At 60.0% G+C, this 21,692-nt stretch carries 22 protein-coding genes and 1 pseudogene; 13 read left to right on the forward strand and 10 right to left on the reverse strand.

The features are described 5' to 3' along the window. Positions 1-51: 51 nt before the first annotated feature. The gene (locus ERD80_RS03765) at positions 52-576 is read left to right on the forward strand and encodes an SCP2 domain-containing protein (protein ID WP_058759570.1); all 525 of its coding nucleotides are present in this window, start codon (positions 52-54) and stop codon (positions 574-576) included. After that, complete coding sequence (locus ERD80_RS03770; RefSeq protein ID WP_021507689.1) at positions 570-1,076, forward strand: N-acetyltransferase; 507 nt, start codon at positions 570-572, stop codon at positions 1,074-1,076. The genes ERD80_RS03765 and ERD80_RS03770 overlap by 7 nt, the downstream gene beginning before the upstream one ends. Here ERD80_RS03770 and ERD80_RS03775 read toward each other — a convergent pair. Beyond that, positions 1,060-1,347: a GIY-YIG nuclease family protein gene (locus ERD80_RS03775; protein ID WP_136545796.1), complete on the reverse strand. Its 288-nt coding sequence runs from the start codon at positions 1,345-1,347 to the stop codon at positions 1,060-1,062. The two genes, ERD80_RS03770 and ERD80_RS03775, sit on opposite strands and share 17 nt — an antisense overlap. Before the next feature lie 77 nt (positions 1,348-1,424). Between ERD80_RS03775 and ERD80_RS03780 the strand changes: the two genes are divergently transcribed. Further along, the gene (locus ERD80_RS03780) at positions 1,425-1,838 is read left to right on the forward strand and encodes a YhbP family protein (protein ID WP_127833609.1); all 414 of its coding nucleotides are present in this window, start codon (positions 1,425-1,427) and stop codon (positions 1,836-1,838) included. Between the two features lie 34 nt (positions 1,839-1,872). On the opposite strand, the gene ERD80_RS03785 is transcribed toward ERD80_RS03780, so the two are convergent. Beyond that, positions 1,873-2,394, reverse strand: coding sequence for a type 1 glutamine amidotransferase domain-containing protein (locus ERD80_RS03785; RefSeq protein ID WP_021507686.1), 522 nt, complete (start codon positions 2,392-2,394; stop codon positions 1,873-1,875). Between the two features lie 237 nt (positions 2,395-2,631). On the opposite strand from ERD80_RS03785, the gene ERD80_RS03790 reads away from it, so the two are divergent. After that, a complete protein-coding gene (locus ERD80_RS03790; protein WP_136545798.1) occupies positions 2,632-3,666 on the forward strand; it encodes a permease in 1,035 nt (344 codons plus the stop codon). Here ERD80_RS03790 and nrdG read toward each other — a convergent pair. Both nrdG and nrdD read right to left on the reverse strand, forming a co-directional pair. Continuing rightward, positions 3,661-4,125, reverse strand: a pseudogene (nrdG, locus tag ERD80_RS03795) (anaerobic ribonucleoside-triphosphate reductase-activating protein); the annotation flags it as partial. The gene ERD80_RS03790 and the pseudogene nrdG overlap by 6 nt on opposite strands. After that, on the reverse strand, positions 4,122-6,260 hold the full coding sequence (gene nrdD, locus ERD80_RS03800) for an anaerobic ribonucleoside-triphosphate reductase (RefSeq protein WP_136545802.1): 2,139 nt from the start codon (positions 6,258-6,260) through the stop codon (positions 4,122-4,124). The gene nrdD and the pseudogene nrdG, both read right to left, overlap by 4 nt. Positions 6,261-6,538: 278 nt before the next feature. On the opposite strand from nrdD, the gene ERD80_RS03805 reads away from it, so the two are divergent. Beyond that, on the forward strand, positions 6,539-8,923 hold the full coding sequence (locus ERD80_RS03805; protein WP_136545804.1) for a family 20 glycosylhydrolase: 2,385 nt from the start codon (positions 6,539-6,541) through the stop codon (positions 8,921-8,923). Between the two features lie 112 nt (positions 8,924-9,035). Here ERD80_RS03805 and ridA read toward each other — a convergent pair whose 3' ends face one another. From ridA to argF, 4 genes are all read right to left on the reverse strand, one after another. Next, positions 9,036-9,422, reverse strand: a complete 387-nt coding sequence (gene ridA, locus ERD80_RS03810; RefSeq protein WP_010615965.1) for a 2-iminobutanoate/2-iminopropanoate deaminase — start codon at positions 9,420-9,422, stop codon at positions 9,036-9,038. 78 nt (positions 9,423-9,500) lie between these two features. Further along, a complete protein-coding gene (pyrI, locus tag ERD80_RS03815; protein ID WP_010615964.1) occupies positions 9,501-9,965 on the reverse strand; it encodes an aspartate carbamoyltransferase regulatory subunit in 465 nt (154 codons plus the stop codon). A gap of 11 nt (positions 9,966-9,976) precedes the next feature. Then, on the reverse strand, positions 9,977-10,912 hold the full coding sequence (pyrB, locus tag ERD80_RS03820; protein ID WP_058770675.1) for an aspartate carbamoyltransferase: 936 nt from the start codon (positions 10,910-10,912) through the stop codon (positions 9,977-9,979). A 241-nt stretch (positions 10,913-11,153) separates the two neighbouring features. Continuing rightward, positions 11,154-12,161 (reverse strand): ornithine carbamoyltransferase, encoded by a 1,008-nt coding sequence (gene argF / locus ERD80_RS03825; protein WP_136545806.1) that lies wholly within the window; start codon positions 12,159-12,161, stop codon positions 11,154-11,156. A gap of 162 nt (positions 12,162-12,323) precedes the next feature. Here argF and rraB point away from each other — a divergent pair, with 162 nt between their 5' ends. Both rraB and miaE read left to right on the forward strand, forming a co-directional pair. Then, a complete protein-coding gene (rraB, locus tag ERD80_RS03830; RefSeq protein WP_010615961.1) occupies positions 12,324-12,743 on the forward strand; it encodes a ribonuclease E inhibitor RraB in 420 nt (139 codons plus the stop codon). A 56-nt stretch (positions 12,744-12,799) separates the two neighbouring features. Beyond that, positions 12,800-13,561: a tRNA isopentenyl-2-thiomethyl-A-37 hydroxylase MiaE gene (miaE, locus tag ERD80_RS03835; protein WP_088516037.1), complete on the forward strand. Its 762-nt coding sequence runs from the start codon at positions 12,800-12,802 to the stop codon at positions 13,559-13,561. Between the two features lie 162 nt (positions 13,562-13,723). Here the strand turns inward: miaE and ERD80_RS03840 are convergent, their stop codons facing one another. After that, positions 13,724-14,206 carry a YlaC family protein gene (locus ERD80_RS03840; RefSeq protein ID WP_021507677.1) on the reverse strand — a complete coding sequence of 161 codons (483 nt, stop codon included), beginning with the start codon at positions 14,204-14,206 and terminating at the stop codon, positions 13,724-13,726. A gap of 102 nt (positions 14,207-14,308) precedes the next feature. Continuing rightward, the gene (locus ERD80_RS03845) at positions 14,309-16,021 is read right to left on the reverse strand and encodes an FHIPEP family type III secretion protein (RefSeq protein ID WP_104188035.1); all 1,713 of its coding nucleotides are present in this window, start codon (positions 16,019-16,021) and stop codon (positions 14,309-14,311) included. Here ERD80_RS03845 and ERD80_RS03850 point away from each other — a divergent pair. From ERD80_RS03850 to ERD80_RS03875, 6 genes are all read left to right on the forward strand, one after another. Next, positions 16,020-16,805, forward strand: coding sequence for an OmpA family protein (locus tag ERD80_RS03850; protein ID WP_132465897.1), 786 nt, complete (start codon positions 16,020-16,022; stop codon positions 16,803-16,805). The two genes, ERD80_RS03845 and ERD80_RS03850, sit on opposite strands and share 2 nt — an antisense overlap. A gap of 257 nt (positions 16,806-17,062) precedes the next feature. Beyond that, on the forward strand, positions 17,063-17,665 hold the full coding sequence (locus ERD80_RS03855; RefSeq protein WP_058774872.1) for a hypothetical protein: 603 nt from the start codon (positions 17,063-17,065) through the stop codon (positions 17,663-17,665). Between the two features lie 125 nt (positions 17,666-17,790). After that, on the forward strand, positions 17,791-19,230 hold the full coding sequence (locus ERD80_RS03860) for a circularly permuted type 2 ATP-grasp protein (protein ID WP_058770669.1): 1,440 nt from the start codon (positions 17,791-17,793) through the stop codon (positions 19,228-19,230). Next, positions 19,224-20,153, forward strand: coding sequence for an alpha-E domain-containing protein (locus tag ERD80_RS03865; protein ID WP_136545808.1), 930 nt, complete (start codon positions 19,224-19,226; stop codon positions 20,151-20,153). Before ERD80_RS03860 ends, ERD80_RS03865 begins: the two co-directional genes overlap by 7 nt. Then, positions 20,150-20,950, forward strand: a complete 801-nt coding sequence (locus ERD80_RS03870; protein WP_058759558.1) for a transglutaminase family protein — start codon at positions 20,150-20,152, stop codon at positions 20,948-20,950. Before ERD80_RS03865 ends, ERD80_RS03870 begins: the two co-directional genes overlap by 4 nt. A gap of 17 nt (positions 20,951-20,967) precedes the next feature. Beyond that, positions 20,968-21,672 (forward strand): proteasome-type protease, encoded by a 705-nt coding sequence (locus ERD80_RS03875; protein WP_031279727.1) that lies wholly within the window; start codon positions 20,968-20,970, stop codon positions 21,670-21,672. Positions 21,673-21,692 lie beyond the last annotated feature (20 nt).

Raw genomic sequence — 21,692 nt, forward strand, 5'->3', positions numbered from 1 at the left:
AGCCGACGGATGTGGCAATATAGATAAAATTTTCTCAAGGGAGTGCAGCGCATGTTCGCACGCTTACGCGGCCTGTTAATTGAAAAAGGGCCGGAATTCCTCGCTTTACCGGTGTCGCTAACACCATTCGCCGTGAAAAAAACGGTTTTGCAACAACTCCTAAACTGGCAATTTCGTCATGCTTTGGCTGAAGGTGAGTTAGACTTTCTGCAAGGGCGCTATCTCGGCATTGAGATCGCGGACGTCAATCTGCGCTGGATCACCACGCTGCAGGACGGGCGCCTGACCGTTTCGCGCGATGCCGAAGCAGATGTCTGGTTTCGTGGCGAAGCCAACGATCTGCTGCTGGTAGCAGCACGCAAAGCCGACCCCGATATGTTGTTCTTTCAGCGCCGTCTGGTGATTGAGGGCGACACGGAGCTGGGACTGGAGGTGAAGAATCTGATGGATGCCATAGAACTGGACGCCATGCCCACGCCATTGCGCACGGGGTTGCTGCAGCTGGCTGCTTTTGTTGAGGCAGGAATGACACAGGACGCGAAGGCCGCTGAGGCGCGCGCGGGGATCTCATGTTGATTCGTACTGAAATTGGTGTGGACGCGGCAGGCATCGACAGCCTGTTAAAGCGCAGTTTTGCCACCGCAGCCGAAGCGGAACTGGTACAGCAGCTGCGTGAAGACGGCTTACTCACGCTGGGCGTGGTGGCCACCGATGACGAAGGCCAGGTGCTGGGTTATGCCGCCTTCAGTCCGGTGACGTTGCAGGGCGAGGATCGTAACTGGGTGGCGCTGGCGCCGCTGGCGGTTGATGCCTCGGTGCGCAGTCAGGGCATTGCTAAACAGCTGGTGTATGAAGGGCTCGATTCGCTCAATGAGTTCAGCTACAGCGCCGTGGTGGTGCTGGGCGATCCGCAGTTCTACAATCCGCTCGGCTTTGAACCGGCGGCGCGCCACGGCCTGCACTGCCGCTGGCCCGGCAGCGAAGCGGCGTTTCAGGTGTATAAACTGGCGGACGACGCGTTCGATGGGGCAGAAGGGCTGATCGCCTTCTCGGCACCTTTCAATCGTATCGACTAAACCACGCCGTTAAGCAGGCCGGCTGCTGGGCAACCAGCAGCAGTTTCTGCGACCGGCTCAGCTGTTTTACCTGATACTCCAGCCGGGAAGCCGCCGCGCGATCGCCAGCCGCGCAGTGAAACACCAGCGTCAGTGGACCTTTGCCGCGCAGCGCACGGGCACCGCGCCCCTGCTGGTGCTGCTGCAGGCGACGGTTGACGTCAGTGGTGATGCCGGTATAAAGCATCCCGGCGGCGGTTTGCAGAATATACAGCTGCCAGCCCTGTTCCATTTACAAACCTCGTTCATGTGCTGGCGGGCAGTGTAACGCGCCTGCGGCCGCATCGCTATCAACGCACGGAGTTGCTCTTGTCTGACCATTCTCATCTGATTCGCTATCTGAAAAAGCAGCACGTGCTGTCGCTGTGTGCCAGTGACGGCGATGCGCTATGGTGCGCCAACTGTTTCTACGTGTTCGATGAAGCGCGCATGGCGTTCTGGCTGATGACCGAAGCCGATACGCGTCACGGCGCGCTGATGGCGCGTCATCCACGCGTCGCCGGCACGGTGAACGGCCAGCCGAAAACGGTGCTGCTGATTAAAGGTGTGCAGTATCGCGGGCGTATTCAGCTGACCGATGAGGCGCAGGCGCTGAAGGCCTATCAGGCGCGCTTTCCGGTGGCAAAAAAAGTCACCGCGCCGCTGTGGGAAATTACGCTGGATGAGCTGAAAATGACCGATAACGCGCTGGGGTTTGGCAAAAAGATTGTCTGGCAGCGTTAGCCCGGCACGCGCAGAGGCGCACCGGGCGACCGCCTTACGCTGCGTTCAGAATGCGCAGGGATTCGCGGTTAAACGCGGGCAGGTCTTCAGGCGTGCGGCTGGTAACCAGCTTGTCATCATCAACCACCACCTCTTTATCGTAAAAGTCCGCGCCGGCATTACGCAGATCGATGGCGATAGCTTTCACGCAGGTCATTTTGCGACCGCGCACGCCGTTCGCGCTGATCAGCAGCTGCGGACCATGACAGATGGCGAAAATTGGTTTGCCGCTGGCGACAAACTCTTTGGTAAAGGTGACAAAGCGATCGTCACCGCGCAGCGCGTCAGGCGAATGACCACCGGGCAGCAGCAGCGCGTCGAACTCGGCCGGGCTGACATGGTCAATATCCTTGTCGATTTTGACTTCGGCTTTGCCCTGTTTTCCCTTCACGGTTTTGCCCGCCTGCATCTCAATGGTGACCACTTCATGGCCCGCTTTGGTGAAGGCCTCGGCCGGTGAGGTAAACTCTGAGTCTTCAAATTCATCGGTAATCAGAACCGCTATTTTCTTGCTCATCTTTCTCCTCCTTGCTGGTCACGCACCTGCTGTGCGTGACACGTTTCAACAGACAAGTCTGGACCCTGAGCGCGGAAACGCAAGCCAGCCGGCACAGGCGGGATTGGTTAAATTCCGGAGACAGATCAAGTTTAAGCGTGACGACGCTGGCACACGGGCATAACCTGAATAACACTGTGGGATCTGCGTCGCGCCCTCCGCGCGGCATATGTTATTCAGTTGAATACGGAACCGGTCATGACCCAATTCGCCTCACCTGCACCAGCGGCCCGCTTCGCCTGGTGGAAACCGCTGCTGTTCCTCGCTGTGGTGCTTATCGGCCTGTGGTACGTTAAATGGCAGCCTTACTATGGCAAAGCCTTCACGGCCGCAGAAACCCATTCCATCGGCCGCTCTATTCTTGCCAATGCCGCAGATTCGCCGTGGCGCGCCGCGCTGGATTACGCCATGGTCTATTTTCTCGCGGTGTGGAAAGCCGCGGTGCTCGGCGTGGTGCTGGGCTCGCTGGTGCAGGTGCTGATTCCGCGCCGCTGGCTGCTGCGCCTGATGGGCAGCAACCGGCTGGGGGCCACGCTGGTCGGCACCGGTTTTGGCCTCCCGGGCATGATGTGCAGCTGCTGTGCCGCGCCGGTGACCGTCGGCCTGCGCCAGGCGCAGGTTTCAAGCGGCGCGGCGATGGCGTTCTGGCTGGTGAATCCGCTGCTCAATCCGGCAACGCTGGTGTTTATGGGCTTTGTGCTCGGCTGGCAGTTTGCCGCCATTCGGCTGGTGGCGGGTGGGGTGATGGTGCTGGGCATTGCCATGCTGGTGCAGCGCAGCGTGCCGGAAACCGCCGTTGCCGCGCCGCTGTTGCCGCACGAAAGCCATGAACGGTTTGTGACGCGCTGGCTGCGCGTGATGTGGCGGCTGTTCTGTAACACCATTCCGCTCTACATCGTGGCGGTACTGCTGCTCGGCGCCGCGCGCGTCTGGCTGTTTCCGCACGCGGACGGCGCGGTAGGGAATACGCTGTTCTGGGTGATGCTGATGGCCATCGCCGGCTGCCTGTTTGTGATCCCTACCGCCGCCGAAATCCCCATCGTGCAAACCATGATGCTGGCGGGCATGGGCGTCGCACCGGCGCTGGCGCTGCTGGTGACGCTGCCCGCGGTCAGCGTGCCGTCGCTACTGATGCTGCATCGCGCGTTCCCACCGCGCGCGCTGTGGATCGCCTTCTGCGGCGTGGCCGTCAGCGGTATGCTGCTCGGCATCCTCGCGCTGTGGCTGGCGTAGATACCAGATAGTCTGATTGCGGCTGCCGCGCCACAGCAGCCGCGCATCTTTTTCCGCTTCGATGAAACGTCCATCAATCAGCACATCGATTTCCGCAATCACTTCACGCTGCGCCGCTGTCAGCTCCGCCAGGGTGTAGCCGGTCCACAGCCAGATATCTTTATCCGGACAGTCGCGCCGCACGCGCTTCACCAGCCGGCGAATATGCGGCACATTGTACGGATGCAGCGGATCGCCGCCGCTCAGCGACAGCCCCTGACGCGGAATGCGTTGATCCTGCAGATCGGCGATCAGCTGCTCCTCCATGGCCAGCGTAAACGGCACGCCGGAGTCAGGCCGCCAGGTGCTCTGGTTGTAGCAACCGCGACACTGATGTTCACAGCCCGCGACAAACAGCGTGCAGCGCGTGCCGGGACCATTCACGATATCCACATCGTAGTAGCGATGAATGTGCATCATCCCAGCTGTCCGGTATCAAGGTGTTTAACACGGCGCTGCACCTCTTCCTGCTTGCCGGCGTTGAACGGCCGCGCATCCGGACTGCCAAGATAGCCGCAGACGCGGCGCGTGACCGAAACGCGCGCCGGATCGTGATTGCCGCAGCACGGACAGGTAAAGCCTTTGCTGGTACAGCTGAACTCGCCGCTGAAGCCGCACTCGTAGCACTCATCGATCGGCGTGTTGGTGCCGTAATAGGGCACGCGGTCATAGCTGTAATCCCACACATCCTCCAGCGCCCGCAGGTTGTGCTGAATGTTGGGGTATTCGCCGTAACAGATGAAGCCGCCGTTAGCGATGGCCGGGTATGGCGCTTCAAAGTCGATTTTGTCGTACGGATTGACCTTTTTCTCTACGTCGAGATGGAAGCTGTTGGTGTAATAGCCCTTGTCGGTCACGCCCGGCACTACGCCGAATTCGGCGGCATCAAGGCGACAGAAGCGATCGCACAGGTTTTCACTGGGCGTACTGTACAGGCTAAAGCCGTAGCCGGTTTCCGCTTTCCACGCATCCACCGCCTGGCGCAGATGCGTCACGATCGCCACGCCGGTTGCGCGCAGGTGCGCGGCATCATACGGATGCACGGCGTTGCCGCTTAGCGCGTTAAGCGTTTCATGCAGGCCGATATAGCCCAGCGAGATCGAGGCGCGGCCGTTGCGAAAGATCTTGCCTACCTCGTCGTCCGCGTTGAGCCGTACGCCGCAGGCGCCTTCCATGTAAAGAATCGGCGCGACGCGCGCTTTGGTTTTTTCCAGCCGGGCAATGCGGGTCATCAACGCCCGCTTCGCCAGCGCCAGGCGTGCATCCAGCAACGTCCAGAAGCGGGCTTCGTCTCCCTGAGCTTCTAACGCAATGCGCGGCAGGTTGAGGCTGATCACGCCGATGTTGTTACGGCCCTCATGAATCTGCTCGCCGTTTTCCTCGTAAACGCCGAGGAAGCTGCGGCAGCCCATCGGCGTTTTAAACGAGCCGGTGACTTCCACCACTTTGTCGTAGTTGAGGATATCCGGATACATGCGCTTGCTGGCACACTCCAGCGCCAGCTGTTTGATGTCGTAATTGATGTCGCCGGCGCGGCGGTTGACGCCTTCGCGAATGGCGAACACCAGCTTAGGAAACACCGCGGTTTTATGGTTTTTGCCCAGCCCGGCAATGCGGTTGCGCAAAATCGATTGCTGAATCAGGCGCGCCGCCCAGTCGGTACCGAGGCCAAAGCCAAAAGTGACGAACGGCGTCTGGCCGTTGGCGGTGTGCAGCGTATTGACTTCGTACTCCAGCGACTGAAACGCGTCGTAGCACTCTTTTTCCGTGCGCGCGCGCGCGTAAGCTTCCACGTCAGCGATCTGCCATTCGCGGGCAATCTGGCGATGCTTGTCGAGACTGAGGGTGACAAACGGCGCCAGCACTTCGTCAATGCGGTTAATGGTAGTGCCGCCGTAAATATGGCTGGCGACCTGCGCGATGATCTGCGCCGTCACCGCGGTGGCGGTGGCGATGGATTTTGGCGGTTCAATCTCGGCGTTACCCATTTTGAAGCCGTGCGTCAGCATGCCGTGCAGATCGATCAGCATGCAGTTAAACATCGGGAAGAAGGGAGAGTAGTCGAGGTCGTGATAGTGGATTTCCCCACGCTCGTGCGCCAGCACCACATCGCGCGGCAGCAACTGCTGCTGGGCATAATGTTTGGCCACGATGCCGGCCAGCAGGTCGCGCTGCGTCGGGATCACTTTGCTGTCTTTGTTGGCGTTTTCGTTGAGCAGCGCCGCGTTGGTCTGTTCCACCAGGCCGCGAATGGCATGATGCAGCTTGCCGCGCTGCTCGCGCGCCAGATCGCGGTCGTGACGGTATTCAATATAGGCGCGCGCCAGCTGCGGCCAGCGTCCGCTCATCAGCGCTTCTTCCACGGCACACTGGATGTCGCGAATATCGACTTCAGCCTGGGTTGCCAGCTGCGCGCTGACCTGCTGAGCGACCGTCGTGCACCAGGCCAGGTCGTCAACCTGGGCGGCCTGCGCGGCGGCCCGCACTGCAGCTTCAATGCGCCGGGCATCAAACGGCACCCTGCAGCCGTCACGCTTAATCACTACCGTTGCCATCTTCCCTTTCTCCGCTGGAAACTACATGTAGATAATTTTAAGGAGTGTAATCGCAACATGTGGTGTTTCAGAGGGAATTAATCGCACTGTTTTTGACCTGTCGCAAAGAAGCGCGGCCAGCGCCTGAAAGCCGTGCAGTGGTCAACAGCCGCTACACTGAAAAGTTTTAAGCCGGGCAAACTTCAGCCGGTTGCAACTTGCTTTGCGTTGCGAAACAGGTTTAATGAGCGTTTTGCGCCATTTCCGGCCCACCGTTTTGCCTTACAAGGATGCCCACCATGCTTCTGCCCCGTACGCTGCTGGCCGTTTTGTGTTCCCTGACGTTTTCCACGCAGGCCGCACCGGCAGGCGATCTGCCGCTGATGCCATGGCCACAGCAGGTGACGCAGCCCGCTGGCGGTGGCGCGTTTACCCTGACGCCGCAATTTTCGCTGCACATCACCGGCGATCACCTGGAAGGGGCCGAAGCGCGCTGGCGCGCCCGCATTGCGCGGCAAACCGGCTGGGCGCTGCTGCCCGCCAGCCCGGCCAGCGATCGTCCCGCCATTCAGGTCCGTATTGCCGACGCGGTCGATCCGCTACCGCAACCGGACAGCGACGAAAGCTACCGTCTGGAGGTCAGCAGCAGTGGCGTACTGCTGCAGGCACCTACCCGTTTTGGCGCGATGCGCGGCATGGAAACCCTGCTGCAGCTGATCGCCAACACCGCCAGCGGCACGCAAATTCCCTTTGTCACCATTGACGATCGGCCGCGCTTCCCGTGGCGCGGCGTGCTGATCGATCCGGTGCGCCATTTCCTGCCGCTGGAAACCCTCAAGCGGCAGATTGATGGTATCGCCGCGGCGCGCATGAATGTGTTTCACTGGCACCTGACCGACGATCAGGGCTGGCGCTTTGCTTCCAGTCACTATCCGCAGCTGCAGCAGCAGGCCAGTGATGGCCTGTTCTACAGCCAGCAGCAAATGCGCGAGCTGGTGCACTATGCCACCCAGCGCGGCGTGCGCGTGGTGCCGGAAATCGATCTGCCCGGCCATGCTTCCGCCCTGGCCGTAGCGATGCCGGAGCTGATGAGCGCGCCGGGGCCATATGCCATGGAGCGCGGCTGGGGGGTATTTAAACCCTTGCTCGATCCCAGCAATGAAGCGGTGTTTCGCTTTATCGATACGCTGATTGGCGAAGTCGCGGCGATCTTTCCCGATCCCTACATTCACATCGGCGGGGATGAAGTCGATCCCAGTCAGTGGAACGCCTCACCGAAGATTCAGCAGTTTATGCGTGACCACGGCCTGCAGGACGCCCATGCGCTGCAGGCGTGGTTCAACCAGCGGGTTGAGAAGATTCTCGCCGCGCATCAGCGGCGCATGCTTGGCTGGGATGAGGTGTACCATCCCGACCTGCCGAAAAGTATTGTGATTCAGTCGTGGCAGGGGCAGGACGCGCTGAGCGAAGTGGTAAAGCAGGGGTATCGCGGCATTCTTTCCACCGGTTTTTATCTCGACCAGCCGCAGAGCGCCGCGTATCACTATCGCAATGATCCCTGGCCGCAGGGGCTGAACGGCGTCGATCAACTGCGCGCCGACGATCAGGCGCAAAGCTGGCAGTTCACTATGCCGCGTCTGAAAGGCAGCGCGGTGCAGGGCAGTTTCACCCTGATTGAGAGCAAAAACGGCTGGCGCGGTTTTATCGATTTCAGCGGCAAGGCGCGACGCCAGGTCAGCGACATTCGCTGGCTATCACCGACGCAGCTGACCTTCAGCGTCGACAGCTGGATGGGGCCGTTTCAGCCGGTGGTGACGCTGACGCGTGACAGCCTGACCGGCTACGTGCTGGTGGGCAACGTGCGCTATCCGACCACAGGCAGCAGGCTGGCGCAGATACCGGCCGGTATTGCTCCGGTACTGCCCACGCCCGCTCAGCTGCAGCATGATTTGCTGGGCGGTGAAGCGGCGCTGTGGGCGGAGAACGTGAATAGCCGGGTGATTGATACGCGGCTGTGGCCGCGCGCCTTTGTGGTGGCGGAGCGGCTGTGGTCGGCGCAGGATGTGACCGACAGCGAGAATATGTACCAGCGGCTCAGCGCGATTGATCGCTGGGGGACGGTGTCGGTCGGCCTGCAGCAGCATCAGCAGGCCGAGGTGCAGATGATGCGGCTGGCCAACAGCAGCGATATCACTCCGCTGCGCGTGCTGGCGGAAGTGCTGGAACCGGCGCAGTATTACACCCGCCAGCACCTGAAGTTTCAGGCCGGGCATTATGACTCTTTTGAGCCGCTGAACCGGCTGGCGGACGTACTGCCAGCCGAGAGCGAGCCGGTGCGGCTGCTGGATAAGCAGGTGGATGCGCTGATTGCCAATCGCGGCGATCATGCTGCCGCCAGCGCCCTGCGCCATCAGCTGCAGCGCTGGCAGCGCAACAGCGATGCAGTGATGCCGCTGGTGCTGGGCAACTATCAGCTGAAAGCGCTGCAGCCGCAGGTGCGCCAGGTCGCTGAGCTGAGCCGGATGGGGCTGGATCTGGTGAATGCGCTGGAGCGCAATCAGGCCTATGGCGCAGGCGAGGTGGCGCAGATGCACGCCCAGCTGGATGCGGCGGCGCAGGTGCAGGATGAAACGGTGCTGGCGCTGGTGCGACCGCTGGAGAAACTGCTGCGATCGTCGAGATAGGGAAGTTCGGAAGTCACGAACTATGCAGGGTCGTCATTGATGACGACCTGGCGATCTCGCCAGGTGCGCACGGATACGCCCCCTGCATGCTGTGTGATTGATGACAGCTAAATCAGCGACGTACCGCGATGGCTTCGATCTCAATCTTCACGTCTTTCGGCAGACGCGCCACTTCCACGCAGGAGCGCGCCGGGAAGCTGGCCTGATGCTCGGTGAAAAACGCTTCATAGGTGGCGTTGACCGTGGCGAAATCGTTCAGGTCTTTGACGAACACGGTGGTCTTCACAATGTCGCCCACCTGCAGGCCAGCGGCCAGCACAATCGCCTTCACATTCTCCAGCGACTGACGCGCCTGCGCGGCGATATCGTCCGGAACCGCACCGGTGGCCGGATCGACCGGGATCTGGCCGGAGGTGATGATCATGCTGCCGAGATCCACGCCCTGGACGTACGGGCCAATCGCTGCCGGGGCTTTTTCAGTACTGATTTCGCGAGACATTGTTTCTCCTTAGGCATGCGCGGCGAACCCTTGCCCGCCGCGAAAATGTTCGCCCCATTATAGGGAGGAAACGGGCGATTACCAGTGACCGAGCACCACGTGGCGCGCGAACTCTTTCTCGCAGTATTTACACTTCAGGTGCACATCGTCGTCGCGCTGTTTCACCGCAAAGCTGGAGAACACCGGCTCGCTGCGGCTGATGCAGTTGCCGTTGGGGCAGGTCAGCACGCGCTCGATGCGTTCCGGCAGCGTCGGTGCGATCTTCGCCACCACTTCATACTCATCAATGCGATTCACCGTGGCGTGCGGCGCGTACACCGCCAGCTGATTGATCTGATCATCGGTCAGAAAAGTATTTTCGATTTTGATCAGGTCCTTACGCCCCATCTCGCCCGACGGCAGATTAAGGCCGATGGTGATGCGCTGATCGGTTTCGGTGAGGCGGAACAGTGACAGTAGCTTAAAGCCGACCTGCGCCGGAATATGGTCGATCACCGTGCCGCGTTTGATGGCTTCAACCTGCAGTTTGTTATCGTGGGTCATCGTTCTGCTCCTTACAGTGCCAGTTCGCTATTCAGTACCAGCGCCAGCAGGGCCTGGCGGGCATAGATGCCGTTGCCGGCCTGCTGGAAATACCAGGCGTGCGGCGTGCTGTCGACATCGGTGGTGATCTCATCAATGCGCGGCAGCGGATGCAGCACCTTCATGTTATCGCGCGCACCGGCCAGGTCGGCCGCCCGCAGGATGAACTGCGCTTTCACGTTGGCATACTCTGAGGGATCGAGACGCTCTTTCTGTACGCGCGTCATGTAGAGAATATCCAGCTCCGGCATCACTTCTTCGATGCTGTCGTGGCGCGACCAGGCAATGTTCTGTTCATCCAGCATATCGGTGATGTAGGACGGCATCGCCAGCGCATCCGGTGCGATGAAGTAGAAGCGGTTGCCGCTGAACTTCGCCAGCGCCTGGGTCAGCGAATGCACGGTGCGGCCATATTTCAGGTCGCCAACCATTGCCACGTTGAGGTTATCGAGGCGGCTCTGGGTTTCCCGGATGGTGAACAGATCGAGTAGCGTCTGCGTCGGGTGCTGGTTGGCGCCGTCACCGGCGTTAAGGATCGGCACGCCGCCCGAAAACTCCGTGGCCAGCCGCGCCGCCCCTTCCTGCGGATGGCGCATCACGATGGCATCCACATAGGTGCCAATCACCGAGATGGTATCGGCGAGGGTTTCCCCTTTCTTGCCCAGCGAGGTGTTGCTGCCGTCGGCAAACCCCACCACCGACGCGCCCAGCCGGTGCATCGCGGTTTCAAACGACAGGCGGGTGCGCGTTGAAGCCTCAAAGAAGCAGCTGGCGATAACGTTGTGTTTCAGCAGCTCCGGCTGCGGATGGGCTTTCAGCTGGGCGGCGGTATGCAGCACCAGCTCCAGCTCATCGCGGTTGAGGTCGTTGATGGAAATAATGTGCTTGCGATATAGCGGGTTGGCCATAGCTCTCTCCTCTGCGCTGCCGGATTGCGGACAAAAAAAAGCCCCTTTACAGGGGCTTTCTGGCGATCGATGAATGACGGAAAGAAACAGGTGCGCCGCCTGCATTCAGGCGTACGGGAGCGGCAAATTGTGCGCTGCGCTGTTGCATGTTTCCTCCGGCAAATTGTGGCGCATTATACGCAATCACTGAGCCGCATCAAGCAGAAATCACGCGCGAGGTAAACGTTTGCGCCGCGCAGGCTTAGCGCTGACTCAGCGTCGCCACCATCACCGCTTTAATGGTATGCATGCGGTTTTCCGCCTGGTCAAACACCACGCTATGGTCGGATTCAAACACCTCGTTGCTGACTTCCATGCCGTCGTGCAGACCATACTGTTCGGCCATCTGCCGTCCGAGCGTGGTTTGGTCATCATGAAACGCGGGCAGGCAGTGCAGGAATTTCACTTGCGGATTGCCGGTCAGCGCCAGCATCGCGCTGTTCACCTGATAGGGACGCAGCAGGGCGATGCGCTCTTCCCACACTGATTTCGCTTCGCCCATTGATACCCAGACGTCGGTATAGATGAAATCAGCACCCTGCACGCCTTCGGCAATCTCTTCTGTCAGGGTGATTTTGCCGCCGGTGTGCTGTGCAGCCGCGCGGCACTGCGCTACCAGCTCCTCTTCTGGCCAGCAGCCTTTCGGCGCCACCAGCCGCAGGTCCAGCCCCACCAGCGCCGCCGCTTCCAGCATGCTGTTGCCCATGTTGTTGCGCGCATCGCCGACGTACACCAGCGTCATCTGGTTCAGTGCTTTGCCCGGCAGATGCTCCTGCATGGTCAGCAGGTCAGCCAGCAGCTGCGTCGGATGGAACTCGGTGGTCAGGCCGTTCCACACCGGCACGCCGGCATATTCGGCCAGCGTCTCTACCAGCGCCTGACCGTAGCCGCGATACTGAATGCCGTCATACATGCGTCCCAGTACGCGCGCGGTGTCTTTCATCGACTCTTTATGGCCGATCTGGCTGCCACTCGGACCGAGATAGGTGACGTTAGCGCCCTGATCGTAGGCGGCAACTTCGAAAGAGCATCGGGTACGGGTCGAGTCTTTTTCGAAGATGAGCGCGATGTTTTTGCCTTTCAGGTACTGGGTTTCGCTGGCGTTTTTCTTTGCCTGTTTTAATTCACTGGCGAGTGATAACAAACCGGTGATTTCGGCTGGGGTGAAATCCAGCAATCTCAGGAAATGTCTCGAATACAGCTGACTCATACTGCGCTCCGCATTACATCAATAATGAATTAAAATTCAATCTAACCGTATGAATATGCATTTTCAACCCCAGCGATAAGAAACTTTCTGTTTTGTGTAGTGGCGCGCGAGGCAGTGTGGGAAAATAATTGCATTCACTGCCACCATTTTGAGGACACGCCCATGGCATACGAAGCATTGCTGGAAGAACAGCGCGAAGAGACGCGCCTGATCATTGAAGAGTTGCTGGAAGACGGCAGCGATCCGGATGCGCTTTACACCATCGAGCATCATCTCTCCTGCAACAACTTCGACTCGCTGGAGAAAGCCGCGGTTGACGCTTTCAAGCTGGGCTATGAAGTCACCGAGCCGGAAGAGCTGGAGCTGGAAGACGGCAGCACCGTGATGTGCGTCGACATCCTGAGCGAATCGGCGCTGAAGCCGGAACTGATTGACGCGCAGGTCGAGCAGCTGGTGAATCTGGTCGGGAAATACAACGTCGATTACGACGGCTGGGGCACCTACTTTGAAGATCCGGATGCCGAAGATGAAGACGACGGCGAAGAGATCGACGACGAAGACGATGACGGTGTGCGTCACTAAGCCCTGACGGGCGGCACGTGCCGCCCGGTAATTTTCCTGCCAGCAAAGAACCTCCGATGAATTACGCTTCGCTATTAGACCCCATTCACCAGTTTTTACAGTGCCGCACGCCGCAGGCGTGGATTGATGAAGCGCGCAAGCCGGAAAATCTCACGCTGCTGCTTACCGATCACATGGTATGCGAGTTGAAAGCGGCGCAGACCGCGGTGTGGCTGATTCGCAAATACGTCGCGGATAAACCCAGTGGCGACGCGATTCTGGCGTGGCTGCAGCCGTACGAAGATTTTATTTTCGGCGAGAATCACGACAGCGATTTTATCAATGCCCACAAGAATCTCAGCAAAAGCATCATTGTGCGCAATGAACTGCCGTGGGCTGATGAGATGGTGGAAAAGATGGTGCTGCTGATCAAAGAGGAGCTGCACCACTTTTATCAGGTGTGGGAAATCATGCAGGCGCGCGGTTTGCCCTATCGTAAGATCACCGCCAGCCGCTACGCCAAAGGGCTGCTGCGTGAAGTGACCACCCATGAACCGGATACGCTGGTGGATAAACTGATTTGCGGGGCGTATATCGAAGCGCGTTCCTGCGAGCGCTTCGCCAGCCTGGCGCCGTATCTGGATGCGCAGCTGGAGAAGTTTTACATCTCGCTGCTGCGTTCCGAAGCGCGCCACTATCAGGATTACCTGACGCTGGCGGCACAGATTTCACCGAAGGATATCGCGCCGCGCGTGCGGGCGATCGGGGCAGCGGAAGCGCGCTTGATCAGCGAGCCGGACGCTGAGCTGCGCTTTCACAGCGGCGTGCCGGCGTTTTGATTTGGTGCGCGCGGCGAAACTTCCTGACCCAGCCTTGAGGCGTTGTCTTACTACCCTCTTTAGCTTCGCATACCTTCTGTGTAAAGACGCTGGGGGTAGTAATTAAGCAGTGAGTCATTAAGGGCTTATAAATACCATGGAAGCAGGAATGAATTTGCCCGATCAGATCTTCGCGGCGCGCTGATGGCCCCAGGTCAGGTAGTAGACATCATAAAAATCCACTTCTCCTTTCTGCTGCATCAGGCGATCGATGCCGCTGCGCACGCGCTCGGGCGTGCCTGGATTCTCAAGGATCTTGTCCAGCGCCTGCTGTGAGACCGGCTGCACGTAATACCACTCGCCGTTGTAGCACACGCGCAGATCCAGCGTATCGATGTCCTCGAAGCGGTATTTCGGGTTGATGTCCAGCAACATCAGAAAACTCATCACCAGCACGAACACCGTGGCGAACCAGAAGGCCGGCCAGCCGAGCATCTCAGTCGAGAAAATCAGCGCCACGCACAGGCCGTAGCACAGGTACATCACGCCCCACAGCCCCGGATGGGTTTTCAGGAAGTTAAAGCTAAAACGCGGCAGATTATCGCGCCGCTCTTCGCGGTTGAGCGTGTCGATTTCATCGATCAGAATTTGTTTAATCGCGTCCATTATTCACCTCTGAATATCACTGCCTGCCAGTAAACCACATAACAGTGAAGGGCGGCAGAGACAGATCAGCGGTGTTTTTTTATAACAGTTTTCCGCAACGCATCAGCTCACCTGCCCGACAATCTGCAGATTGGCATCGTCCGGTACCTCGTTATACGACAGCACATTCAGCCCGCTGGCGAACAGCCGGGCGTAGCGCGCAATCAGCGGCCGCAGCTGCGGCGTCACCAGCAGCACCTGCGTCAGGTTCTGCGCTTTCAGCTGCTCCATCATCACCGGCAGCGTGCTCTGCAGCTGGGTGAGAATGTTAGGGTCGACCGGGAAACTGTCCAGCGCCACTTTGCCGCCCTGCTGCGCCTGATTGAGCGCTGCCAGCAGCAGGTTTTCCAGGCTGTTATCCAGCGTATAGGCCGACAGCGGTTTGTTGTCCGGCGCAATCGCCGCCACCATGGCGCGGCGCAGCGCATAACGCACGTCGGAGGTCAGCAGGATCGGATCTTTGGTGATCGCCACGCTCTCCAGCAGCGTGGTGGCGATGGTCGTGATGTCCTTGAGCGATACCTGATCGTTGAGCAGCAGACGATACACCTTGAGCTGCAGACTGTAGTTCACTGCCGCGTTGAGATCCTCCGACAGCTTCGGTGCCACGCTCGCCAGCCGCTGATGCAGCTGAGTAATATCATCGTAGTTGAACAGCTCCGGCAGGTTTTCGCGCACCACTTTGTTGACGTGCGTGGCCACCACGCTGGCGCAGTCGACTACCTGATAACCCAGATTCAGCGCTTTGGCTTTCTGCTCCGGCAGGATCCAGGTCACCGCCATACCGTACGCGGGATCGGTATCCAGCAGGCCGTCGATCTCACCGTACTGATCCGGCGTCGGCAGCGCCATCAGGCGGTCGGCGTGCACTTCACCCACCGCGGTGCGAACGCCGTTGATCTTGATGGCGTACTGCGACGGCTTTAAGTGGAAATCTTCACGCAGGGCGATCTCCGGCAGCAGCACGCCGCTGGTTTCCGACACCACCTGGCGCACGCCGCGCATACGCTGGGTCAGCGGCGCGCCTTTGCCTTTGTCCACCAGCGTGACCAGCTTGTAGCCCAGGTTAAGGCCGATGGGCTCGACCAGCGGAATATTGTCCCAGCTGATGGTCGGCTGTTCGTCCGGCTGCGCCAGCGCCTGATTGATCGCTTCCATGTCGACATGGCTTTGCGTCGGCTTCTGCACCACGCGGCTCTGGCGCCACGCGGCGAACAGCAGCAGGGCGGTGAAGACGAGGAACACCATGTGCGGCATGCCCGGCACAATCGCCAGCACAAACATCACGCCTGCGGCGGTATACAGCGTGGCCGGTTTCGCCAGCAGCTGCGACTTCACTTCCTCGCCCATGTCAGCGCCGTCGCTGATGCGCGTCACGATGATCGCCGCCGCCGTCGACAGCAACAGCGACGGGATCTGCGCCACCAGACCGTCACCGATGGTCAGCAGCACATACTGTTCGAACGCCTGGCCGGCCGGTAAACCGTGTTTGAAAACGCCGATCAGGATGCCGCCCAGCACGTTGATCAGCAGGATCATGATGCCGGCGACGGCGTCACCGCGCACAAACTTGGAGGCACCGTCCATCGCGCCGTAGAAGTCCGCCTCGTTGGCCACATCCTGACGCCGCACGCGCGCCTGTTCCTGATTGATCAGCCCGGCGTTGAGATCGGCGTCGATCGCCATCTGTTTGCCCGGCAGCGCGTCGAGGGTAAAGCGCGCCGACACTTCAGAAATACGCTCGGCCCCTTTGGTCACCACCACAAAGTTGATCATGGGCGCCGTCACCGAAGACGAGCGTAAGGAGATTGTCGCGCAGCTTAACGGCACCTCGGTGTTTAACGGTTCCGGCTTTAATCCGTTCGATGTCGAAACCGGACGCGGCTCCGCCATCATTGGTGAAACGCTGGCGATTGCGCCGCCGACCGAGGGCGCCACCGTCAGTGACACCAGCGCGGAAAACAGCGACAGCAACAGTAACGCCAGCCAGCCGCAGGAAGATCTGGATAGCGTGCTGTCGCGCTCTGACGCCGAGCTGGCGCAGCTGCGTCAGCAGATCCAGAGCATCATCAACAGCTATCACGCCCAGAACCTGCTGACGCTGGAAACCCTGCCGCAGGGGCTGCGTATCCTGATTCAGGATGACCAGGATCGCATGATGTTCCCGCGCGGCAGCGCGGTGCTGACACCGTTTTACCAGCGCCTGCTGACTGAACTCGGTCCGGTGTTTAACCGCATCGACAACAAAATCATGATCAGCGGCCACACCGACGCCGCGCAGTACAGCGGCAACGCGGCGTACAACAACTGGAATCTCTCCGGTGACCGTGCGCTGGCGGCGCGGCGCGCGCTGGAGCGCGGCGGGCTGGAAAGCACGCGCGTGCTGCAGGTGAATGCCATGTCATCCCGTATGCCGCTGGACAAAGCCGATCCGCTCAGCGCACGTAACCGCCGCATTGAAATCATGGTGCTCACCGAGGCGGCAGCCGAGACGCTGTTTCAGTTTTATGGTCGCGAAGGGGAGAACGTGGTGAAACCCATCGCTGACCGCCTGCGATAACCTGTCAGTGCCTTTGAATCAACTGTTGATTCTACCGGTGGCGAAATCCACCGGTTTTTTTTGCCTGTTTTTTGCTGCGGCAGACGCCGGGTAAACGAGGCGCGTCAGGGCATGCCACGAAATGTTAAATATGTTAATAAGTAATTTGGCTTTAGTAAGCTAAATCATTCTTTTATGTGAATTTTGCCGGTGTGCGCACATTGCAATGCCCGGTGGCTTTGCCACAATTAGGCAACGTGGCTATCCGGAGAAAGAGTATGTCTGCCCAATCTTCCAGTCTGCTGTTACTGATGTCTTTCGCCGCCGGTACCTTTTCCGCGGGATCGTCAGGTAACCCGCAGCATTTAATGTTATCGCTGCCGTCCGGCGGTGTACCCAATAATCCGCTGCCGCTGATCATCTGGCCGTGCATGGTGCCGGAAGAGGAGGAGGACAGTGCGGCCTGGTTTGAAAAAACCTTTAGCGCCAGCGGCTGGCCTGCGGCGTGGCGCGCGCCGATTTTTCCTTACACCCACTATCATCCCAATACCCATGAGGTACTGGGCGTCGGCGCGGGCTGGGCGGAAGTGCTGTTTGGCGGCGACAGCGGCCGCATGGTGACGCTGCGTGAAGGGGATGCGGTGCTGATCCCGGCCGGCGTGGGCCATAAACAGGTGTTTGCCTCCGACGACTTTTTCACCGTTGGCGCCTATCCTGAAGGGATGTCACCGGAAACCGTGCGCGACGAACCCTCCCGGCTGCGCGCGTCGAAAGAGCAGATCCAGCGCGTGCCGCTGCCGGATCGCGACCCGTTTACCGGCGGCGAAGGAGCAATGACCGAAATCTGGCTGCCAGTGGCGCAGCAGCTGATGCACCAGTAAGGTGCAAGGCAACGATTATCCGGCGCGGCTCCGCTTTTGGGGCGCGCGTGCCGTTGCGGCGGCGGGCCTCTGGCACACTTTGTGCAGGAGAGAAGTCAGGTCCTCTGACAAGCGCCGGGTAAATCATGAAAGCACGCGACCAGATAGCATCAACCTTCTACGATGAGATGTTGCAGAGCGACGGTCAGCACCGCGCTCACTATCAGCATTACTGGGAATGGTTACAACAGGCGGACAAAGAGGCGGTGGCGCGTAAACGTGAAGAGGCAGAACTGCTGTTTCATCGCGTTGGCATCACCTTCAACGTCTACGGTGACGACGGCGGTGCCGAGCGGCTGATTCCGTTCGACAGCGTGCCGCGCATCATTCCTGCCAGCGAGTGGGCGATGCTGGAACGCGGCATTCGCCAGCGCGTTCAGGCGCTCAACGCCTTCCTGCACGATATCTACCATCAGCAATATATTCTCAAAGCCGGCATCGTGCCGGCCGAGCAGGTGCTGGTTAACGATCAGTATCAGCCCTGTATGCAGGATGTCGATCTGCATCGCCAGATCTACGCGCACATTACCGGTGTCGATATGGTACGCAACAGCGACGGCGACTATTACGTGCTGGAGGATAATCTGCGCACGCCGTCCGGCGTCTCCTACATGCTGGAAAACCGCAAAATGATGATGCGCCTCTATCCGGAGCTGTTTGCCGCGCAGCATATCGCGCCGGTGGAGCGTTATCCGTCGCACCTGTTGCAGACGCTGCGCGAAAGCTCGCCGGTTAACGATCCGGTGGTGGTGGTGCTGACGCCGGGACGTTTCAACAGCGCCTACTTCGAACACAGTTTTCTCGCCCAGCAGATGGGCGTGGAGCTGGTGGAGAGCGCCGATCTGTTTGTCAAAGACGGCGCGGTGCTGATGCGTACCACCGCCGGGCCGTGCAAAGTGGATGTGATCTATCGCCGCGTGGATGACGCCTTCCTCGATCCGCTCGCCTTCCGGCCGGATTCGATGCTCGGCGTGCCGGGATTACTGTCGGTATACCGATCCGGCAATGTGGTGCTGGCCAATGCGATCGGCACCGGCGTCGCCGATGACAAGTCGATCTACCCGTACGTGCCGGAAATGATCCGCTACTACCTTGATGAAGATCCGATCCTCAACAATGTGCCCACCTGGCAGTGCCGCAAGCCGCAGGATCTGAGCTACGTGCTGGCCAATCTGGCGCAGATGGTGGTGAAAGAGGTGCACGGTGCCGGCGGTTACGGCATGTTGATTGGCCCGGTCGCCAGCCAGCAGCAGCTGAGCGAGTTCCGCGAGCGGCTGCTGGCGCGGCCGGACAATTACATCGCGCAGGATACGCTGTCGCTCTCCACCTGCCCGACCTTTATCGACAACGGTCTGGCGCCGCGCCATATCGATCTGCGGCCTTTTGCGCTGTACGGCGCGGATATCCGGCTGGTGCCGGGCGGCCTGACGCGCGTGGCGCTGACCGAAGGCTCGCTGGTGGTGAACTCGTCGCAGGGCGGCGGCACCAAGGACACGTGGGTGCTGGAGGATGACACATCATGCTAAGCCGGACGGCCAGTGGCCTTTACTGGATGGCGCGCTATCTGGAGCGCGCAGAACAACTTGCCCGGGTATTGGATGTGACCCATCGCCTGTCGCTGATGCCGGTGCGCAATCGCCAGAGCGACGAACTGCTGTTGCCGCTCAACCTGACCGGCACGCGTCAGCTGTTTGAAACCCTCAACGGGCGCTGCACCATGCCGCAGCTTTTCAACTTCTTCGCGCTGGATGAACGTAACCCGAGCAGTATTTTCAGCTGCTGGCAGGCGGCGTGGAACAACGCGCACGCGGTGCGCGGCTGCCTGTCATCCGAAGTGTGGGAAAGCATTAACTCGACGTGGATTGAGATGCGCAACACGCGCCGCCGCGGCATCTCGCCGGCCAGTGCCGACAGCTTCTTTGACTGGGTGAAAGAGCGTTCGCATCTGTTTCGCGGCGCGATGTCCGGCACGCTGCTGCGCGGCGATGCGCTGCGTTTTATCCGGCTTGGCACGCTGATGGAGCGCAGCGACGGCACCGCGCGGCTGCTGAGCGTTAACCAGCAGCTGCTGGAGCAACATCCCGACACGGTGCGGGAATATTACTGCCTCGACAGCCTGCTGCGCGCGGTGTCGGCGCGCGAGGCCTACAACGCCATCTTTAAGCAGCAGCTGATGCCGCCGCTGGTCAACGAAATGCTGATCCTGCGCAGCGAAAGTCCGCGCTCGCTGCACTCCTGCATTGAAGAGATCGCCAGCCAGCTGGAGCAGATTGGCAGCAGCGGCGAGGATCGCCCGCGCTATCTCAGTGCGGTCCTGCTGGCGGAGATGCGCTTCAGCACCTGGGAGAGCCTGACGCGCGACGGCCTGCAGCCGTGGCTGGACTATTTTCTCAGCCGCATCAACGCGCTGGCGGAGAGCATCAATCACACCTATCTGGAGGCGAAATGAGACTGAACATTGAGCATAAAACCTGGTACGCCTATGAGCAGCAGGTAAAACTCAGCACCCAGTATCTGCGCCTGACGCCGCAGAATTCGGTGCACCAACAGGTGCTGTCGTGGCAGCTGGATCTGCCGTGTGAGGCGACGCGCACGCTGGATGCTTATGGCAACGTGCTGCACGTGCTGACGCTGGACAGGCCGCATCAGCTGCTGGAGATAGCCGCGCGCGGCGTGGTCGAGATTCTGGATGCCAGCGAGCTGGCGCCGGATCCGCAATCGACGCTGTCGCCGCTGGTGTTTCTGCGCGCCACGCCGCTGACCCAGCCGGACGGGGCAATCCGCGACTTCGCCCGGCGCTACTGGCAGGCGGAGAAACCGCTCGCCAGCCTGGAAAAACTGATGGACGAGCTGCTGCTGAAAATGCCGTACCAGCCCGGCAGCACGCAGGTGAGCGACAGCGCGGCGAAAGTGTTTGCTGCCGGCAGCGGCGTTTGCCAGGATCACAGCCACGTGTTTCTCGCCTGCTGTCGCAGCCTGGGGATCCCGGCGCGCTACGTCAGTGGCTATCTGTATACTGACAACGTTGAACACGTTGCTACCCACGCCTGGGTTGAAGCCTGGCTGGATGGCAGTTGGCACAGCTTTGATATCACCAATAACACGCGCAGTACGCGGCAGCATTTGCGGCTGGCGGTGGGCGTCGACTATCTCGATGCCTGTCCGGTGCGCGGCATTCGTCTGGGCGGCGGCGGTGAAGATATGCTGGCGGTGGCTGCGGTGCAACAGGTGCACGGGCAGCAGTAATCGGAACAGGCGTAACTATGACTTATTGTGTGGCAATGCGTTTATCGGCCGGGATGATTTTTGTCTCGGATTCACGCACCAATGCGGGCGTGGATCATATCTCCTCGTTTCGCAAACTGCATGTGTTTCAGGTGGATGATGAGCGCACGCTGGTGCTGCAAAGCGCCGGCAATCTGGCGACGACGCAGAGCGTGATGAGCCTGCTGCGGCGCAACTGCAACGACAGCGAACAACCCAATCTGCTCAACGGGCGTTCACTGTACGACATTGCGCTGCTGGTAGGCGCCACGCTGCGTGAAGTGATTGCGCGCGACGGCGAGGAGTTTGGCGGCACGCTGCTGCTGGGCGGGCAGATTCGCGGCGAAGAGCCGCGGCTGTTCCAGATCTATCCGCAGGGCAACTTTATTGAAGCCAGCGTCGACACGCCGTACTTCCAGATTGGTGAGAGCAAATACGGTAAGCCGATAATTGATCGCGTGCTGCGCTATGAGACCTCGCTCAGCCAGGCGATGCAGTGTGCGCTGATCTCCATGGATTCGACGCTGGCGAGTAACATCTCCGTCGGCCTGCCGCTCGACGCGATGGTTTACCACAGCGACAGCTTTAGCGACAGCGAGCAGTACCACATCACCGAACAGCATCCCTACTTTTCCCAGATCCGCCAATTGTGGAGTAAAGGGTTGCTGAGCGTGTTCTCTCAGCTGCCGCCGCTCAAGCTCTGACCTGCTGTCCGGTCGTCACG

Source organism: Pantoea sp. R102, from assembly GCF_004916815.1.
Classification (GTDB): Bacteria; Pseudomonadota; Gammaproteobacteria; order Enterobacterales; family Enterobacteriaceae; genus Pantoea; species Pantoea dispersa.

Excerpts from the sequence above, each read along its gene's own strand:
- ERD80_RS03765 (WP_058759570.1), top strand. The coding sequence starts at position 52 with ATGTTCGCACGCTTACGCGGCCTGTTAATTGAAAAAGGGCCGGAATTC.
- ERD80_RS03770 (WP_021507689.1), top strand. The coding sequence starts at position 570 with ATGTTGATTCGTACTGAAATTGGTGTGGACGCGGCAGGCATCGACAGC.
- ERD80_RS03775 (WP_136545796.1), bottom strand. The coding sequence starts at position 1,347 with ATGGAACAGGGCTGGCAGCTGTATATTCTGCAAACCGCCGCCGGGATG.
- ERD80_RS03785 (WP_021507686.1), bottom strand. The coding sequence starts at position 2,394 with ATGAGCAAGAAAATAGCGGTTCTGATTACCGATGAATTTGAAGACTCA.
- ERD80_RS03790 (WP_136545798.1), top strand. The coding sequence starts at position 2,632 with ATGACCCAATTCGCCTCACCTGCACCAGCGGCCCGCTTCGCCTGGTGG.
- nrdD (WP_136545802.1), bottom strand. The coding sequence starts at position 6,260 with ATGGCAACGGTAGTGATTAAGCGTGACGGCTGCAGGGTGCCGTTTGAT.
- ERD80_RS03805 (WP_136545804.1), top strand. The coding sequence starts at position 6,539 with ATGCTTCTGCCCCGTACGCTGCTGGCCGTTTTGTGTTCCCTGACGTTT.
- ridA (WP_010615965.1), bottom strand. The coding sequence starts at position 9,422 with ATGTCTCGCGAAATCAGTACTGAAAAAGCCCCGGCAGCGATTGGCCCG.
- pyrI (WP_010615964.1), bottom strand. The coding sequence starts at position 9,965 with ATGACCCACGATAACAAACTGCAGGTTGAAGCCATCAAACGCGGCACG.
- pyrB (WP_058770675.1), bottom strand. The coding sequence starts at position 10,912 with ATGGCCAACCCGCTATATCGCAAGCACATTATTTCCATCAACGACCTC.
- argF (WP_136545806.1), bottom strand. The coding sequence starts at position 12,161 with ATGAGTCAGCTGTATTCGAGACATTTCCTGAGATTGCTGGATTTCACC.
- rraB (WP_010615961.1), top strand. The coding sequence starts at position 12,324 with ATGGCATACGAAGCATTGCTGGAAGAACAGCGCGAAGAGACGCGCCTG.
- miaE (WP_088516037.1), top strand. The coding sequence starts at position 12,800 with ATGAATTACGCTTCGCTATTAGACCCCATTCACCAGTTTTTACAGTGC.
- ERD80_RS03840 (WP_021507677.1), bottom strand. The coding sequence starts at position 14,206 with ATGGACGCGATTAAACAAATTCTGATCGATGAAATCGACACGCTCAAC.
- ERD80_RS03850 (WP_132465897.1), top strand. The coding sequence starts at position 16,020 with ATGGGCGCCGTCACCGAAGACGAGCGTAAGGAGATTGTCGCGCAGCTT.
- ERD80_RS03845 (WP_104188035.1), bottom strand. The coding sequence starts at position 16,021 with ATGATCAACTTTGTGGTGGTGACCAAAGGGGCCGAGCGTATTTCTGAA.
- ERD80_RS03855 (WP_058774872.1), top strand. The coding sequence starts at position 17,063 with ATGTCTGCCCAATCTTCCAGTCTGCTGTTACTGATGTCTTTCGCCGCC.
- ERD80_RS03860 (WP_058770669.1), top strand. The coding sequence starts at position 17,791 with ATGAAAGCACGCGACCAGATAGCATCAACCTTCTACGATGAGATGTTG.
- ERD80_RS03865 (WP_136545808.1), top strand. The coding sequence starts at position 19,224 with ATGCTAAGCCGGACGGCCAGTGGCCTTTACTGGATGGCGCGCTATCTG.
- ERD80_RS03870 (WP_058759558.1), top strand. The coding sequence starts at position 20,150 with ATGAGACTGAACATTGAGCATAAAACCTGGTACGCCTATGAGCAGCAG.
- ERD80_RS03875 (WP_031279727.1), top strand. The coding sequence starts at position 20,968 with ATGACTTATTGTGTGGCAATGCGTTTATCGGCCGGGATGATTTTTGTC.